The 16,300-nt window shown below is 73.4% G+C and carries 17 protein-coding genes; 10 read left to right on the forward strand and 7 right to left on the reverse strand.

Translation table 11 applies throughout. The features are described 5' to 3' along the window. Positions 1–13: 13 nt before the first annotated feature. The 5 genes from ACZ6CZ_RS15105 to ACZ6CZ_RS15125 form a co-directional block, all read right to left on the reverse strand. A complete protein-coding gene (locus ACZ6CZ_RS15105) occupies positions 14–208 on the reverse strand; it encodes a hypothetical protein (protein WP_469019970.1) in 195 nt (64 codons plus the stop codon). A 134-nt stretch (positions 209–342) separates the two neighbouring features. Next, positions 343–1,425, reverse strand: a complete 1,083-nt coding sequence (locus ACZ6CZ_RS15110; RefSeq protein WP_469019973.1) for an acyl-CoA dehydrogenase family protein — start codon at positions 1,423–1,425, stop codon at positions 343–345. Then, on the reverse strand, positions 1,422–2,606 hold the full coding sequence (locus ACZ6CZ_RS15115) for an acyl-CoA dehydrogenase family protein (protein ID WP_469019976.1): 1,185 nt from the start codon (positions 2,604–2,606) through the stop codon (positions 1,422–1,424). The genes ACZ6CZ_RS15110 and ACZ6CZ_RS15115 overlap by 4 nt, the downstream gene beginning before the upstream one ends. After that, positions 2,603–3,580, reverse strand: a complete 978-nt coding sequence (locus ACZ6CZ_RS15120) for an NADPH:quinone oxidoreductase family protein (protein ID WP_469019979.1) — start codon at positions 3,578–3,580, stop codon at positions 2,603–2,605. The genes ACZ6CZ_RS15115 and ACZ6CZ_RS15120 overlap by 4 nt, the downstream gene beginning before the upstream one ends. Positions 3,581–3,666: 86 nt before the next feature. Next, positions 3,667–4,239 carry a helix-turn-helix domain-containing protein gene (locus tag ACZ6CZ_RS15125; RefSeq protein ID WP_469019981.1) on the reverse strand — a complete coding sequence of 191 codons (573 nt, stop codon included), beginning with the start codon at positions 4,237–4,239 and terminating at the stop codon, positions 3,667–3,669. A 227-nt stretch (positions 4,240–4,466) separates the two neighbouring features. Here ACZ6CZ_RS15125 and ACZ6CZ_RS15130 point away from each other — a divergent pair, with 227 nt between their 5' ends. The 7 genes from ACZ6CZ_RS15130 (at position 4,467) to ACZ6CZ_RS15160 (ending at position 11,364) form a co-directional block, all read left to right on the forward strand. Then, entirely contained in the window at positions 4,467–6,005 is a 1,539-nt protein-coding gene (locus tag ACZ6CZ_RS15130) for an ATP-dependent DNA ligase (protein WP_469019985.1), read from the forward strand. Then, complete coding sequence (locus ACZ6CZ_RS15135) at positions 6,002–6,481, forward strand: NUDIX hydrolase (protein ID WP_469019989.1); 480 nt, start codon at positions 6,002–6,004, stop codon at positions 6,479–6,481. The genes ACZ6CZ_RS15130 and ACZ6CZ_RS15135 overlap by 4 nt, the downstream gene beginning before the upstream one ends. A gap of 129 nt (positions 6,482–6,610) precedes the next feature. Further along, on the forward strand, positions 6,611–7,996 hold the full coding sequence (locus ACZ6CZ_RS15140; protein WP_469019991.1) for an NADP-dependent succinic semialdehyde dehydrogenase: 1,386 nt from the start codon (positions 6,611–6,613) through the stop codon (positions 7,994–7,996). Positions 7,997–8,021: 25 nt separating this feature from the next. Beyond that, a complete protein-coding gene (locus tag ACZ6CZ_RS15145) occupies positions 8,022–8,258 on the forward strand; it encodes a DUF6213 family protein (protein WP_030967216.1) in 237 nt (78 codons plus the stop codon). Between the two features lie 253 nt (positions 8,259–8,511). Next, the gene (locus ACZ6CZ_RS15150; RefSeq protein WP_469020546.1) at positions 8,512–9,624 is read left to right on the forward strand and encodes a type III polyketide synthase; all 1,113 of its coding nucleotides are present in this window, start codon (positions 8,512–8,514) and stop codon (positions 9,622–9,624) included. After that, positions 9,621–10,835, forward strand: coding sequence for a cytochrome P450 (locus tag ACZ6CZ_RS15155; RefSeq protein ID WP_469019995.1), 1,215 nt, complete (start codon positions 9,621–9,623; stop codon positions 10,833–10,835). The genes ACZ6CZ_RS15150 and ACZ6CZ_RS15155 overlap by 4 nt, the downstream gene beginning before the upstream one ends. A gap of 7 nt (positions 10,836–10,842) precedes the next feature. Further along, positions 10,843–11,364 (forward strand): cupin domain-containing protein, encoded by a 522-nt coding sequence (locus ACZ6CZ_RS15160; RefSeq protein ID WP_469019998.1) that lies wholly within the window; start codon positions 10,843–10,845, stop codon positions 11,362–11,364. A 114-nt stretch (positions 11,365–11,478) separates the two neighbouring features. Here the strand turns inward: ACZ6CZ_RS15160 and ACZ6CZ_RS15165 are convergent, their stop codons facing one another. Beyond that, complete coding sequence (locus ACZ6CZ_RS15165; RefSeq protein WP_469020001.1) at positions 11,479–12,705, reverse strand: acyl-CoA dehydrogenase family protein; 1,227 nt, start codon at positions 12,703–12,705, stop codon at positions 11,479–11,481. 171 nt (positions 12,706–12,876) lie between these two features. Here ACZ6CZ_RS15165 and ACZ6CZ_RS15170 point away from each other — a divergent pair, with 171 nt between their 5' ends. Further along, positions 12,877–13,521: a TetR/AcrR family transcriptional regulator gene (locus ACZ6CZ_RS15170; RefSeq protein WP_469020004.1), complete on the forward strand. Its 645-nt coding sequence runs from the start codon at positions 12,877–12,879 to the stop codon at positions 13,519–13,521. Positions 13,522–13,534: 13 nt separating this feature from the next. Here the strand turns inward: ACZ6CZ_RS15170 and def are convergent, their stop codons facing one another. Further along, a complete protein-coding gene (gene def, locus ACZ6CZ_RS15175; protein WP_469020007.1) occupies positions 13,535–14,089 on the reverse strand; it encodes a peptide deformylase in 555 nt (184 codons plus the stop codon). Between the two features lie 151 nt (positions 14,090–14,240). Here def and ACZ6CZ_RS15180 point away from each other — a divergent pair, with 151 nt between their 5' ends. Together ACZ6CZ_RS15180 and ACZ6CZ_RS15185 are read left to right on the forward strand one after the other, a co-directional pair. Continuing rightward, complete coding sequence (locus ACZ6CZ_RS15180; protein ID WP_469020010.1) at positions 14,241–15,479, forward strand: MurT ligase domain-containing protein; 1,239 nt, start codon at positions 14,241–14,243, stop codon at positions 15,477–15,479. A 20-nt stretch (positions 15,480–15,499) separates the two neighbouring features. Next, the gene (locus ACZ6CZ_RS15185) at positions 15,500–16,228 is read left to right on the forward strand and encodes a type 1 glutamine amidotransferase (RefSeq protein ID WP_469020015.1); all 729 of its coding nucleotides are present in this window, start codon (positions 15,500–15,502) and stop codon (positions 16,226–16,228) included. Positions 16,229–16,300: the final 72 nt, after the last annotated feature.

Consider the following 16,300-nt stretch of genomic DNA (forward strand, 5'->3'; position numbering starts at 1 on the left):
TGACCTCCGTGCCTCAGGGCCGCAGGCTGCTCACCAGGTCGGCGGTCGCGGTGAGCCCGCTGTGGATGGTGGGCGCCATGCTCGTGCTGGCCAGGTAGAAGCCGAGCAGGATGCAGACCAGGGCGTGGGAGACCTTCAGCGCGCCGTTGCGCACGAAGACCACGGCCAGGATCGACAGCAGCAGCACCACAGAGATGGAAATGGCCATCGCGAACCTCCTCCGCCACGCCCGGATCGCGGCGTTCGGCCGCAAGTGTGGCGTAGCGGAGGGTTCGTCCGGGCGGCTGAGCCGTCCCCCGTTCGTGTGGTGTCGCGGCGGGACGGGCTCTCAGGGGGTGTGCGTCAGGGTGCCTGGAGGCCGACCAGCGCGGCCAGGGCCTCCCGGTGGGCGCCCGCGGTGCCGTAGGCGATGGAGTCGGCCTTGGCCCGCTTGAGGTACAGGTGGGCCGGGTGCTCCCAGGTCATGCCGATACCGCCGTGCAGTTGCAGCGCCTCCTCGGCGGCCCGGACGGCGACGGGCGCCGCGTAGGCCTGGGCGACGGCCACCCGGACGTCGGTGTCCTCGCCGGTGGCGAGCGCGTCGGCGGCGGCCCGGGCGGCGGCGCGCAGGTGGACGGCCTCCAGCCACAGCTGGGCGAGCCGGTGCTTGAGCGCTTGGAAGCCGCCGACCGGCCGGTTGAACTGGGTGCGCTCCTTCAGGTAGCGCACCGTCTCGGTCAGGGCCCAGTCGGCCAGGCCCAGTTGCTCGGACGCCAGCAGTCCGGCCCCGGCCCGCAGGGCGCGCCGTACGGCGGGTTCGGCCTCGCCGAGGCGGCGGCCCTCCGCGCCGTCGAGGACCACGCGGGCGACCGGCCGGGTCAGGTCGAGGGACACCTGCGGGCTGACGGTGGCGGCGGAGGCGGCGACCGCGTAGAGGCCGCCGTCGTCGGCGGGGACCAGCAGCACGTCGGCGCCCGTGGCGTCGGCGACGCCGGTCAGCTCGCCGTGCAGCCGGCCGCCGTCCACCCGTACGACGGGGACGGGGGCGCCCGGCGCGGTGTGCAGGCCGACGGCGAGCGCGCCGACCGAGGTGGCGGAGGCCAGGTCGGCGAGCAGGTCGTCGGCGCCGCACGCGAGCAGCGCCTCGGTGGCGACGACGGCACTGGTCAAATAGGGCACGGGGGCGACGGCACGGCCCAGCTCCTCCAGCACGACGGCCGCCTCGCGGTGGGTGGCGCCCTGGCCGCCCAGTTCCTCGGGCACCAGCAGCCCCGCGAGGCCCATCCCGCCGGCGAGCGCCTTCCACAGCGGTACGTCGTGCGGGGTGCCGGACTCGGTGCGGGCGATCACACCGGCCGCGTCGCAGTGGTCCGTGAGCAGGTCACGGACGGCGGCGCGCAGCGCCTCTTCCTCCTCCGAGTAGAGGAGATCCGGTTCGGTGCTCATCGGGCGAGGTCCTTCCAGGCGACGTCCTTGTCGGTGCGCGGCTCGGCGGGCAGGCCCAGGACGCGCTCGGCGACGATGTTCAGCAGGACCTCGCTGGTCCCGCCCTCGATGCTGTTGCCCTTGGAGCGCAGGTAGCGGTACCCGGCGTCCCGGCCGGTGAAGTCGACCAGCTCCGGGCGGCGCATGGTCCAGTCGTCGTACAGGAGCCCTTCCTCGCCCCGGAGTTCCACCTCCAGGCCGCTGATCTCCTGGTTGAGGCGGGCGAAGGCGAGCTTCATGCCGGCGCCCTCGGGGCCGGGCTGGCCGGCGACGAGCTGCTGGCGCAGGCGTTCGCCGGTGAACCGGGCCACCTCGGCCTCGACCCACAGCTTCAGCAGGCGCTGGTGCAGGTCGTGGGTGCGCAGCTCGGGACGCTCGCGCCAGGTCCGGGCGACGGGGCCGATCATGCCGCCCTCGCGGGGCAGCCGCATGCCGCCGATGGCGACGCGCTCGTTGTTGAGGGTGGTCTGCGCGACCCGCCAGCCCTCCCCGACGGCGCCGAGCCGGCGGGAATCGGGAATGCGCACGCCGGTGAGGAAGACCTCGTTGAACTCGGCCTCACCAGTGATCTGGCGCAGCGGCCGGACCTCCACGCCCGGGTCGGTCATGTCGCAGAGGAAGTAGGTGATGCCCTGGTGCTTGGGGACGGCCGGGTCGGTGCGGGCGATCAGGATGGCCCAGCGGGCGACGTGGGCGCTGGAGGTCCACACCTTCTGCCCGTCGACGACCCAGTCCCCGCCGTCCTCGCGGACCGCCCGGGTGCGCAGCGCGGCCAGGTCGGAGCCGGCGCCCGGCTCGCTGAACAGCTGGCACCACACCTCCTCGCCCGTCCACAGCGGCCGCAGGAAGCGGCGCCGCTGCTCGTCGGTGCCGTACTTGAGGATGGTCGGCGCGGCCATGCCGAGGCCGATGCCGATGCGCCGGGGGTCGTTGTCGGGGGCGCCCGCGGCCTCCAGCTCGGCGTCGACGACCGCCTGGAGGGAGCGCGGGGCGCCGAGTCCGCCGAGCCCCTCCGGGTAGTGCACCCAGGCGAGCCCCGCGTCGAAGCGGGCCCTGAGGAAGTCCAGGCGGGCGGTGCCGGCCGGCGGATACGCGGCCAGCAACTCGGCCGTGCGGCGCCTGAGTTCGCTCGCGTCGGTCATGCGGCGGCTCCGTTCTGCGACGAGGGGACGACGGCCACCCGGCCGGTGGTCACGCCGTCGGCGACCCGCTGCACCGCGGCCGGCGCCTCCTCGAGGGGCACCCGCTCGCTGACCAGCGGCTTGATGGCACCCCGGGCGGCCAGCTCGGTCAGCTGCTCGTGGCAGTGCCGGACCAGCTCGGGGTTCTTGGTGTTGTACAGGCCCCAGTGCAGGCCGAGGATGGCGTAGTTCTTCACCAGGGCGTGGTTGAGCGCCGGGCTGGGGATGGTGCCGCTGGCGAAGCCGACGACGACGATCCGGCCCTCGAAGGCGACGGTCTTGGCGGACTGCGCGTAGGCGGCGCCGCCGACGGGGTCGTAGACGACGTCGGCGCCCCGGCCGCCGGTGGCCTGCTTCACCGCGGCGACGACGTCGTCGGCCCGGCGGTCGATGACCACGTCGCAGCCCAGCTCGCGGGCCACCGCGGCCTTGTCCGCGCCGCCCACGACCCCGATCACCGTGGCCCCGGCCGCCTTGCCGAGCTGGACGGCCGCGCTGCCGACCCCGCCGGCGGCGGCGTGCACGAGCAGCGTCTCGCCCGCTTCCAGGCGGGCCCGGCGGTGCAGGCCGAACCAGCCCGTCTGGTAGCCGATGTGCAGCGCGGCGGCCTCGGCGTCGTCCAGCGATCCGGGCGCGCTCAGCAGGGCGGCGGCGTCGGCGACGGCGTACTCGGCGAAGCCGCCGTGGGGCAGCGCCGGGGTGGCGATCACGCGGCGTCCGTCCTCGGTCTCGCCGCAGATCTCCACGCCCGGCGTGAAGGGCAGCGGCGGCCGCACCTGGTACTGGCCGCGGCACAGCAGCGCGTCGGGGAAGTTGATGTTGGCGGCGCGCACCCGGAGCAGGACCTGGCCCTCGCCGGGCGTCGGCCGCTCCACCTCCGTCAGCCGCATCACCTCGCTCGGCTCGCCGTTCTCGAACACCTGCCATGCCTGCATGCGGGGCCTCCACGGGACTGCGTCGTCTGACCGGGGTCCCCCGCATACTAAGCGGTCGCTTGCCCATCCGGGAACAGTAGCGTGGGTCACTTCCGGGCGGGGCGCGCCCGTACGTGCATCCGCTCGCCCTGTGCACCGAACAGACTCAGGAACTCCACCGGCCCCTCCCCCGTCGACCCGAACCAGTGCGGCACCCGGGTGTCGAACTCGGCCGCCTCCCCGGCCGCCAGCACCACGTCGTGCTCGCCGAGCACCAGCCGCAGCCGCCCGGAGAGCACGTACAGCCACTCGTAGCCCTCGTGGCTGCGGGGGTCCGGCTCCTGGCTGCGCCGCGGCTCCAGCACCTTGAAGGCCTGGAGCCCGCCGGGCTGGCGGGTCAGCGGCCAGAAGGTCCGCCCGTGCCGTTCGAGCGGCTTGGCCCGCACCCTCGGGTCCCCGACCGGCGGGGCGCCGACCAGCTCGTCGAGCGGCACCTGGTGGGCCTGGGCGATGGGCAGCAGCAGTTCCAGGCTCGGTCTGCGCAGTCCGGACTCCAGCCGGGAGAGGGTGCTGACCGAGATGCCGGTCGTCTCCGACAGCGCCGCCAGGGTCACCTCCCGGTCCTTGCGGAGCCGGCGCAGCCTCGGGCCCACGCCCGCGAGAACGTCGTCGGTGGTCATCGCCCCATTGCAGGTTCGGCAAACCGGTTTGTCAACGCGGCAGCGGCGGGCGGTCACCGCGGCCTCTGGGCGACGGCCGCCGTGCGGGACCGGCGGGCGGCCGCCGTGCGGGACGGGCGTGCGGCCGCTGCCTTCGGCCGCACGTGGCCGGGCACGCGCGGCGCACGCGGAGGGGCCGGTGCCGTCGTGCGGGTGTAGGACCGGCGCCCGCGGTGCACCATGACTGCATGCTGCTGACCCGGCTCGCCCACGTGTCCCGGGAGGTGGCCGCGACGGCGGCCCGGTCCCGCAAGACCGACCTGCTCGCGGAGCTGTTCCGGGAGACGGAACCGGCCGACGTGCCGATCGTCATCCCCTATCTCGCGGGACGGCTGCCGCAGGGACGGCTGGGCGTCGGCTGGAAGGTGCTCGGCCGGCCCGTCCCGCCCGCCGCCGAGCCGACGCTGACCGTCCGCGAGGTCGACGCGGCGCTCACCGAGCTGGGCACGGTCGCCGGACCCGGCTCGCAGACGGAGCGGACCCGGCTCGTCGGCACGCTGATGGGCGCCGCCACGGAGGAGGAACAGCGCTTCCTGCTCGGCCTGCTCACCGGCGAGGTGCGGCAGGGCGCCCTGGACGCGGTCGCCGTGGAGGGCCTCGCCCGGGCGACCGGGGCGCAGGCGGCGGACGTCCGGCGGGCGGTGATGCTGGCCGGGTCCCTGCAGTCGGTGGCCGAGGCGCTGCTCGCCGACGGACCGGGAGCGCTGGACCGCTTCCGTCTCACCGTCGGCCGGCCGGTGCTGCCGATGCTCGCGCACAGCGCCTCCTCCGTCGCCGAGGCGGTGGAGAAGCTCGGCGCGTGCGCGGTCGAGGAGAAACTGGACGGCATCCGGGTGCAGGTCCACCGGGACGGCAGCGCCGTACGGGTCCACACCCGCACCCTCGACGACATCACCGACCGGCTGCCGGAGGTGACCGCCGCCGCGCTGGCGCTGACGGACGACCGGTTCATCCTGGACGGCGAGGTGATCTCCTTCGACGCGACCGGACGGCCCCGCTCCTTCCAGGAGACGGCGGGCCGGGTCGGTTCCCGGGTGGACGTGGCCCGCGCCGCCGGGGAGGTGCCCGTCGCCCCCGTCTTCTTCGACGCGCTCGCGATCGGCGGCCGGGACCTGCTGGAGCTGTCCTTCGCCGAGCGGCACGCCGAGCTGGCCCGGCTGGTGCCGGAGCCGATGCGGGTGCGCCGCGCCCTGGTTTCCGGCCCCGGTGACCTCGAACGGGCGGAGCGCTTCCTCGCCGACACCCTCGACCGGGGGCACGAGGGCGTGGTCGTCAAGGCGCTGGACGCCCCCTACAGCGCGGGCCGGCGCGGCGCGTCCTGGCTGAAGGTCAAACCCGTGCACACCCTCGACCTGGTCGTGCTGGCCGCCGAGTGGGGCCACGGCCGCCGCACCGGCAAGCTCTCCAACCTGCACCTGGCCGCCCGCAACGCCGACGGCACCTTCGCCATGCTCGGCAAGACCTTCAAGGGCATGACCGACGCGATGCTCACCTGGCAGACCGAGCACCTGCGGACCCTGGCCGTCCGGGAGCACGGCTGGGGGGTGACCGTACGCCCCGAACTCGTCGTGGAGATCGCCTACGACGGGCTCCAGCGCTCCACCCGCTACCCGGCCGGCGTCACCCTGCGCTTCGCCCGCGTGATCCGCTACCGCGAGGACAAGCGCCCCGAGGAGGCCGATACGGTGGAGGCCCTGCTGGCAGCACACCCGGAGGTCGCCCCATGACGGTGCGCAGGGCGAAGCGCAGTGCGGGACTGCTGCTGCACCGGCGCGGCGAGGACGGCACCGAAGTGCTGCTCGGCCACATGGGCGGTCCGTTCTTCGCCCGCAAGGACGCCGGGGCGTGGACCGTCCCCAAGGGCGAGTACGAGCCCGGCGAGCCCGCCTGGGACGCGGCCCGCCGCGAGTTCCAGGAGGAGCTGGGGCTGCCGCCGCCCGACGGGGAGGCCGTACCGCTGGGTGAGGTGGTGCAGCGCAACGGCAAGATCGTCACGGCCTGGGCGGTCGAGGGGGACCTCGACCCGGCGGCCGTCTCGCCCGGCACCTTCTCCATGGAGTGGCCTCCCCGCTCCGGGCGCACGCAGGAGTTCCCCGAGCTGGACCGGGTGGCCTGGCTGGGCCTGGACCGGGCCCGTGCCGTGATCGTTCCGGCCCAGGCCGCGTTTCTCGACCGGCTGGCGGAGCACTCGGACGGAGCGTGAGCCCGAGGACGCGCCGGGCACCGGCCCGGGGCGTCCCCGGACGCGCGCCGCCCCGCACGGCCCACGCGTTGCGGCCGGACCGGCCGCGCGCGAAGGTCGTAGCACAGCCCGCTTTGACGGAGGTCGGCCATGCCCATCGCGACGGTGAACCCGGCGAACGGCGAGACGCTCAAGAGTTACGAACCCATGGACCAGCAGGAGCTGGAGCGGCGGCTCCAGCTCGCCGAGGCCACCTTCCGCACCTACCGGACGACCTCGTTCGACGAGCGCGCCCGGCTGCTGAACCGGGCCGCCGACCTGCTGGAGGAGGACCAGCGGGAGATCGGCCGGGTGATGACCACCGAGATGGGCAAGCCCGTCCGGCAGGCCCGGGCCGAGGCCGCCAAGTGCGCCAAGGCGATGCGCTGGTACGCCGAGCACGCCGAGGCCCTGCTGGCCGACGAGGAGCCCGCCGAGGCGGACGTGCGCGACTCGGGGGCGTCCCGGGTGCGGGTGCGCTGCCGGCCGCTGGGACCCGTCCTCGCGGTGATGCCGTGGAACTTCCCGCTGTGGCAGGTGGTGCGCTTCGCCGCGCCCGCGCTGATGGCGGGCAACGTCGGCCTGCTCAAGCACGCCTCCAACGTCCCCCAGACCGCACTGTACCTGGAGGACCTCTTCCACCGCGCCGGCTTCACCGAGGGCTGTTTCCAGACCCTGCTGATCGGCTCGGGCGCGGTCGACGACCTGCTGCGCGACGAGCGGATCAAGGCGGCGACCCTCACCGGCAGTGAGCCCGCGGGCCGGGCGGTCGCCTCCACCGCCGGCGAGATGATCAAGAAGACGGTGCTGGAACTGGGCGGCAGCGACCCGTACGTCGTGATGCCCTCCGCCGACCTCGACCGGGCCGCGCGGACCGCGGTGACCGCCCGGGTGCAGAACAACGGGCAGTCGTGCATCGCCGCCAAGCGGTTCATCGTCCACACCGACGTGTACGACGCGTTCGTGGAGCGCTTCGTGCGGGGCATGCAGGCGCTCACGGTGGGTGACCCGCTGGCCGAGGAGACCGAGGTCGGGCCGCTCGCCACCGAGCGCGGCCGGGCGGATCTGGAGGAACTGGTCGACGACGCCAGGCGCGGCGGGGCGCGGGTGCTGTGCGGCGGGGAGCGGCCCGACGGGCCGGGCTGGTACTACCCGCCGACGGTGCTGGCGGGGATCACCCGGGAGATGCGCGTCCACCGCGAGGAGACGTTCGGGCCGGTCGCCACGGTGTACCGGGCCGGTGACCTGGACGAGGCGCTGCTCATCGCCAACGACTCCCCGTTCGGGCTCAGTTCCAACGTGTGGACGCGCAAGGAGAGCGAGGTGGACCGGTTCGCCCGGGACCTGGAGGCGGGCTCCGTGTTCGTCAACGGGATGACCGCCTCGCATCCGGCGTTCCCGTTCGGTGGCGTGAAGGCGTCGGGGTACGGGCGGGAGCTGTCCGGGCACGGAATCCGGGAGTTCTGCAACATCACCACGGTTTGGCACGGTGCGTGACCGTCACGCGGCTACCATCCCGTTTGTGAACCGCGAAGTGACTCTCCCTCTGATCGTCGACGACCGCGGTACCTTGCAGGTGGCCGCGGCCGATGTCAGCAAGCTGCTGCGGACCGTGGGCGGCCGGTGGCTGCATCTGGTCGAGGCCGGGGAGGAGGGGCTGGACGAGGACACCGTCGCCGCTCTGACCATCGAGCTGGCGAAGCTCGCGGACCGGATCGACGTGGCGTGCATCGCGCACAGCAGCGGGACCACTCCGTAGGACGGTGACGTTCCGTGTGCGGGTCCCTCGGGCCGGCCGTCCGGGTTCCACGGCGGGCGGCTCGCGCGAGTTGCCCGCCGGGCTCCGCTCCAGCGGCCCGGCGACCGTTCCCGCCTCGGTGTTCTTCTCCCTGCGGGCCCGCCGGCCGCCGTTCCGGCCTCGCTCGGGGGTCCCCGAGTTGGAGTAACCCGACGCGAGATCTTCGCCCTCCCGGGTGATCGTGGACGAACCACCCCTTGAGGTGAACCACCTTCTGACCGGCGGGCACCAGCCCGCAGGACGGCGAAAGCAGGCACGGTTCATGGCGACTTTGTGCAGACCCTCGGTGTCGGTTCCGGAGCACGTGATCACGATGGAGGAGACGCTGGAGCTGGCGCGCTCCCACCACGAGGACCACCCACAGCTGCCGCTCGCCCTCCGGCTGATCGAGAACACGGGCGTGAAGACCCGGCACATCGTGCAGCCGATCGAGGAGACCCTGAAGCACCCCGGCTTCGAGGACCGCAACAAGCTCTACGAGGCCGAGGCCAAGGCCCGGGTCCCCGCGGTGATCCAGCGCGCGCTCGACGACGCGGAACTGCTCACCACCGACATCGACGTGATCATCTACGTGTCGTGCACGGGCTTCATGATGCCCTCGCTCACGGCCTGGCTGATCAACGAGATGGCCTTCGACAGCACCACCCGGCAACTGCCCATCGCCCAGCTGGGCTGCGCGGCCGGCGGCGCCGCGATCAACCGCGCCCACGACTTCTGCACGGCCTATCCCGAGGCCAACGCGCTGATCGTGGCCTGCGAGTTCTGCTCGCTGTGCTACCAGCCGACCGACCTCGGCGTCGGCTCGCTGCTCTCCAACGGCCTGTTCGGCGACGGCATCGCCGCCGCCGTGGTCCGCGGGCGCGGCGGCACCGGGGTCCGGCTCGAGCGCAACGGCTCGTACCTGATCCCGAAGACGGAGGACTGGATCGCCTACGACGTGCGGGCGACCGGGTTCCACTTCCTGCTGGACAAGCGGGTGCCCACGACCATGGAGCCCCTCGCCCCGGCGCTCAAGGACCTCGCGGGCACCCACGGCTGGGACGCCTCCGACCTGGACTTCTACATCATCCACGCCGGCGGCCCCCGAATACTCGACGACCTGAGCACGTTCCTGAAGGTCGAACCGCAGGCCTTCCGGTTCAGCCGGGCCACGCTCACCGAGTACGGCAACATCGCCAGCGCCGTCGTCCTGGACGCGCTGCGCCGGCTGTTCGAGGAGGGCGGCGCCGAGGACAACGCGCGCGGACTGCTCGCCGGGTTCGGACCGGGCATCACCGCCGAGATGACCGTGGGCCGCTGGAGCCGTCAGGACGGCAGGGCGTCATGACGGACGAGACGCTCACCGAGACCCTGCCCCCCATCCGGCTCTGGCCGGCGCTCGACCTGGCCGGGGCCGACTTCGACCCGGTGCTGACCGAGCTGATCCGGGAGGGCCCGGTCACCCGCATCCAGCTGCCCAACGGCGAGGGCTGGGCCTGGCTGGTCACCCGGTACGACGACGTGCGCTCGGTGGCCAACGACCCCCGCTTCAGCCGCGAGGCGGTCATGGACCGGCCGGTCACCCGGCTCGCGCCGCACTTCATTCCGGACCGCGGCGCGGTCGGCTTCCTCGACCCGCCCGACCACACCCGGCTGCGCCGCTCGGTGGCCGCGGCGTTCACCGCCAAGGGCGTCGAGCGCGTCCGGGACCGGGCCCGCGCCATGCTGGACGAGCTGGTCGGCGAACTCCTGCAGGACGGGCCGCCCGCCGACCTGACCGCGGCGGTGCTCAGCCCCTTCCCGATCGCGGTGATCTGCGAGCTGATGGGCGTCCCGGCCGGCGACCGGCACAGCATGCACAGCTGGACGCAGCTGATCCTGTCCTCCGCGCACGGCAAGGAGGTCAGCGAGCGGGCCAAGCGGGAGATGAGCGCCTGCTTCCGCGAGCTGATCGGGGCGCGGGCGGGCAGTACGGGCGAGGACGTCACCTCGCTGCTCGGCGCGGCCGTCAGCGGCGGCGAGGTGACCCTGGAGGAGGCCGTCGGGCTCGCCGTGCTGCTCCAGATCGGCGGCGAGGCGGTGACCAACAACAGCGGGCAGATGTTCTACCTGCTGCTGAGCCGTCCGGAGCTGGCCGAGCGGCTGCGCGCCGAGCCGGCGATCCGCCCCCGCGCCATCGACGAGCTGCTGCGCTACATCCCGCACCGCAACGCGGTCGGCCTGGCCCGGATCGCCCTGGAGGACGTGGACATCGGGGGCGTGCGCATCCGGGCGGGCGATCCCGTCTACGTGTCCTACCTCGCCGCCAACCGCGACCCGGACGTCTTCCCCGACCCGGAGACGATCGACCTCGCCCGCGGCCCCAACCCGCACGTGGCGTTCGGCTTCGGCCCGCACTACTGCCCGGGCGGCATGCTGGCCCGGCTGGAGTCGGAGCTGCTGGTCGACGCCCTGCTGGACCGGGTGCCGGGTCTCCGGCTCGCCGTGCCGCCGGATCAGGTGCCCTTCCGCAAGGGCGCGCTGATCCGGGGGCCCGAGTCCCTTCCGGTGACGTGGTGAGCGCCCCGTGACCGGGACCGAGGGGCTGCTGGTGCCGCCGGGGCACGGCCGGGTCGTCCGGACGCCGGCCCAGCGGGTGACGTACAAGGTCACGGGCGCGCATTCGCGGATGGCCTCCACCTTCGAGGTGGAGGTCCCGCCCGGCTTCGACGTGGGCGCCCATGTGCACACGCGCAGCGAGGAGCTGTTCTACGTGCTGGAGGGCGAGCTGGACGTGCTCGCCTTCGAGCCCCGCATCCGCACCCCCGACAACTGGCAGGAGTGGGAGTCCAGTTCGGGCAGCCGCGTGGTCCGGGCGACTGCGGGCACCGTCATCGTGGTACCGCCGGGGTGCCCGCACGCGTTCGCGAACCCGACGCGGAGCACGGCGAAGATGTTCTTCCAGGCGTCTCCCCCGCCGGACCACGAGCTGTACTTCGAGGAGCTGCTGGCGCTCCTGGCCGACGGCGGGCCGCCGGACCAGGAGGCGATCGAGGCCCTGCGGGCCAAGTACGACATCGAGCAGCTCACCCCGCTGAGACACCGGTGACCGTCCCGGCCCCGGCCGGGGGGGGAGACGCGTGATCCGGTCCGCGGTGAGTCCGCGGACCGGATCAGGCATGCCGCTTCCGCTGGCGTTTCCGGTGCGGCGGGCGGCGGGCGGCTAGCGGATCGGCATGCCGGCCAGGGTGCGGGCGATGACCAGGCGCTGGATCTCGCTGGTGCCCTCGAAGATCGTGTAGATCGCGCTGTCGCGGTGCATCCGCTCGACCGGGTACTCGCGGGTGTAGCCGTTGCCGCCGAGGATCTGGATCGCCTGCGCGGTCACCTTCTTCGCCGTCTCGCTGGCGAACAGCTTCGACATCGAGCCCTCGGCCGCGGTGAACGGCTTGCCGTTGACCGCCATCCAGGAGGCCCGCCACACCAGCAGCCGGGCGGCGTCGATCTGCGTGCGCATGTCGGCGAGCTGGAAGGCGATGCCCTGGTTGTCGATGATCGGGCGCCCGAACTGCTCGCGGGTGCGGGCGTAGTCGAGGGCGACCTCGTAGGCGGCCCGGGCGGTACCGACGGCCATGGCTCCCACGGCGGGCCGGCTCGCCTCGAACGTGGCCATCGCCGCGTTCTTCACACGCTCGCCGCCCGTCCGCGCCCGCTCCCGGGCCCGGGCCAGGCGCTCGTCCAGCTTCTCCTTGCCGCCGAGCAGGCAGGAGCCGGGCACGCGGACGCCGTCCAGGACGACCTCGGCGGTGTGCGAGGCGCGGATGCCGTGCTTCTTGAACTTCTGGCCCTGCGCCAGTCCCGGGGTGCCCGGCGGGACGATGAAGGAGGCGTGGCCCTTGGAGCCCAGCTCCGGGTCGACGACGGCGACGACGACGTGGACGTTGGCGATGCCGCCGTTGGTCGCCCAGGTCTTCGTGCCGTTGATCACCCACTCGTCCGTCGCCTCGTCGTAGACCGCCCGGGTGCGCATGGAGGCCACGTCGGAGCCGGCGTCGGGCTCGGAGGAGCAGAACGCGGCGACCTTGACGTCGTTGGCGTCGCCGTACATCTGGGGGATCCAGGTGCCGATCTGTTCCTCGGTTCCGTTGGCGAGAACGCCCACGGCGGCCAGACCCGTGCCCACAATGGAGAGGGCGATGCCCGCGTCGCCCCAGAACAGCTCCTCCATGACCATCGGGATACCGAGGCCGGTGGGGTCGAAGTACTGCTGCGCGTAGAAGTCGAGGGAGTAGATGCCGACCTTCGCGGCCTCCTGGATGACCGGCCAGGGAGTCTCCTCACGCTCGTCCCATTCGGCGGCCGCGGGGCGGATCACGTCGGCCGCGAAGCCGTGCAGCCAGTCCCGGACCTCCTTCTGTTCGTCGTTGAGCTCCATGGTGAACTCGGCCATGTCCCCTCCAGCGGCGGAACGTGCGATGTTACTAGCGGTAACCTGAGTCTGTTACCGACCGGTAGGAAAAGTCAACTCCCGATGAGCCCTCGGCATCCCGTTCGATCCGGCGGGCGGGGTCAGTGTTAGTTTGCGCAGGCGTCACCGAATCAGCACGGGTGGGGAGAGCACATGGACACCACGCAGCGGACCGATCAGCAGCGGTCCGCCGACCGCCGACGGCGGGAGCTGCTGGAGGCCGCCGACCGGGTGGTGCTGCGTGACGGCCCCCAGGCCTCGATGAACGCCATCGCGGCCGAGGCGGGCATCACCAAGCCCATCCTCTACCGCCACTTCGGCGACAAGGGCGGCCTTTACGCGGCCTTGGCCAAGCGGCACACCGACGCGCTGCTCGACTCCCTGCGGGCCGCGCTGGACGCCCCGGCCGAACGGCGGCAGCGGGTCGAGGCCACCCTCGACACCTACCTCGCGGCGATCGAGGCCCGCCCCCAGGTGTACCGCTTCCTGATGCACCCGGCGGAGGGCGGCGGCGGCCCGGACCAGGGGTTCGACGTCGGCAAGCACTCGGCGCCGCTGCTGCGGCGGATGGGCGAGGAGCTGGCCCAGGTCATCGGGGAGCGGCTGGACCTCGGGCCGGGCAGCCAGCAGCTGGCCCGGGTGTGGGGCCACGGGATCGTCGGCATGATGCACGCGGCCGGCGACTGGTGGCTCGGCGAGCGGCCGTGCTCGCGGGCCGAGTTGGTGCGCTCCCTCGCCGACCTGCTGTGGGGCCGGCTGGCCGCCGCCGGTGACCGGACGGGCGGCCCCGGCTTCTGACTTCGGGACCCGCTCAGGCGGGCCCGCTCCCCCGGTGCCAGCAGGCCCGCCGCACCTGGCGTGCGAGGCGGCGCCGGCGGCCGCCGGTGAGGCGGTCGGAGTAGACCGTGCCCGCCAGGTGGTCGCACTCGTGCTGGAGGCACCGGGCGAAGAACCCCGTGCCCTCGACGGTCACCGGTTCCCCGGCCGCGGTGAACCCCTCGACGACGGCGTGGTCGTGGCGCTCGGTCCCCGCCTCCAGACCCGGCAGGGACAGACAGCCCTCGGGGCCCCGCAGCACCAGGCCGTCCGCCGCCACCAGGCGGGGGTTGACGACGTGGCCCAGGTGCCGTACATCCTCGTCGTCGGGACAGTCGAAGACGAACACCCGCAGCCGCTCGCCGACTTGGTTCGCGGCCAGGCCCACTCCCTGCGCCGCGTACATCGTGGCGAACAGGTCCTCCACCAGCCGGGCGAGGGCGGGACCGAAGTCGGTGACCTCCGCGCAGGGCGCGTGCAGCGCCGGGTCGCCGAGCAGGGTGAGGGGCCGGACCCGCCCGCGGGCGCCCGGGATGGAGCGGTGTCGCATGACCGTAAGGGTACGGTTCCCTCGGCCCCACGCCCGCCGCGCTGGCGTGGGCCGGGATTCGGGTGTGCGAATGGATCTCGATAGGCTGAGGTCCACACCACGTTGCCGGATGGCTCAGGCGCGGCGCGTACGCAAGGAGGAGCGAGAACTGATGGCAGGCAACTCGGACCCGCTCACGCCGCGGGCCAAGCTCGCCGTGACCGCGGGCAAGGCGGTGGCGGCCGCTTCGCGCGCCGCGGGGCGCGGCAGCGGATCCGTGATCGGTGGCCGGGTGGCGCTCAAGCTCGACCCCGACCTCCTCGCCCGGCTCGCGCAGAACCTGGACGTGATCCTGGTCTCCGCCACCAACGGCAAGACCACGACCACCCGGCTCATCGCGGAGGCGCTGGGCGCCGCGGGGCCGGTCGTGTCGAACGCGCTCGGCGCCAACATGCCGGCCGGGATCACCTCGGCCCTCGCGGGCGGTTCCGACGCGAAGTTCGCGGTCATCGAGGTCGACGAGAAGTACCTCGCCGGGGTGGCCCGCGACACCGACCCCAAGTGCATCGCCCTGCTCAACCTCTCCCGCGACCAGCTCGACCGGGCCGCCGAGACGCGGATGCTGGCCGAGAACTGGCGCGAGGGCCTGGCCGGCTCCAAGGCCGTCGTCGTCGCCAACTGCGACGACCCGCTGGTGGTGTGGGCGGCGTCCTCCTCCCCCAACGTGATGTGGGTGGCGGCCGGTCAGATGTGGAAGGACGACGCCTGGTCCTGCCCGTCCTGCGGCGGTGTGATGCAGCGCCCCGGCGAGGACTGGTTCTGCGGCGAGTGCGGCTTCCGCCGGCCCACCCCGACCTGGGCGCTCTCCGGCGACCACGTCCTGGACCCGCACGGCTCCGCCTGGCCGATCCACCTCCAGCTGCCCGGCCGCGCCAACAAGGCCAACGCCGCCTCCTCGGCGGCCGTCGCCGCCGTCTTCGGGGTGCCGCCGCAGGTCGCCCTGGAGCGGATGTACCAGGTGCAGGCGGTCGCCGGACGCTACGACGTGGTGCAGTTCCTGGAGCGCGACCTGCGCCTGCTGCTGGCGAAGAACCCGGCCGGCTGGCTGGAGACGTTCTCCCTGATCGACCCGCCGCCCACCCCGGTGATCCTCTCGGTGAACGCGCGCGGCGCCGACGGCACCGACACCTCCTGGCTGTGGGACGTCGACTACACGCGGCTGACCGGCCACCCGGTCTTCGTCATCGGCGACCGGAAGCTGGACCTCGCGGTCCGTCTGGAGGTCGCCAACCAGCACTTCCAGGTCTGCGAGAACCTCGACCAGGCCGTCCAGGCGGCCCCGCCGGGCCGTATCGAGGTCATCGCGAACTACACCGCGTTCCAGGACCTGCGCCGCCGCGTCGGCAACTGACCCCGAAGGACCATCACGTGATGAGTGACAACCAACTGCGGCTGGTGTGGATCTACCCCGATCTGCTGAGCACCTACGGCGACCAGGGCAACGCCCTCGTCGTGGAGCGCCGGGCGCGGCAGCGGGGCCTGGACGTGGCCCGGCTCGACGTACGCAGCGACCAGCCCATCCCGACCTCCGGCGACATCTACCTGATCGGCGGCGGCGAGGACCGGCCGCAGCGGCTGGCCGCCGAGCGGCTGCGCCGTGACGGGGGCCTGCACCGGGCGGTGGAGAACGGCGCCATCGTCTTCTCCGTCTGCGCCGGCTACCAGATCCTCGGCCACGAGTTCATCAACGACCTCGGCCAGCGCGAGCCGGGTCTGGGCCTGCTGGACGTGGTGTCGGTGCGCGGCGAGGGCGAGCGGTGCGTCGGTGACGTCCTCGCGGACATCGACGGGCGCCTGGGCCTGCCCCAGCTGACCGGTTTCGAGAACCACCAGGGCGTCACCCACCTCGGCCCTACCGCGCGCCCGTTCGCCCAGGTCCGACTGGGCCGGGGCAACGGCACCGGCGACGGCACGGAGGGGGCGTACAACGACACCGTCTTCGGCACGTACATGCACGGCCCCGTGCTGGCCCGCAACCCGCAGATCGCGGACCTGCTGCTGAAGCTCGCCCTCGACGTGAACGCGCTGCCGCCGGTCGACGACCGGTGGTACGAGGCGCTGCGCGGCGAGCGCATCGCCGCCGCCCAGCAGCCCGCCTGACGTGCGCGTCCAGGGTCGCTGAAGCGGCCTTCTAGCGCCCTCCGGCAGCTTGGTCCCGGGCCCGCCTGACGA

It is taken from the genome of Streptomyces sp. NPDC041135 (genome assembly GCF_055592085.1).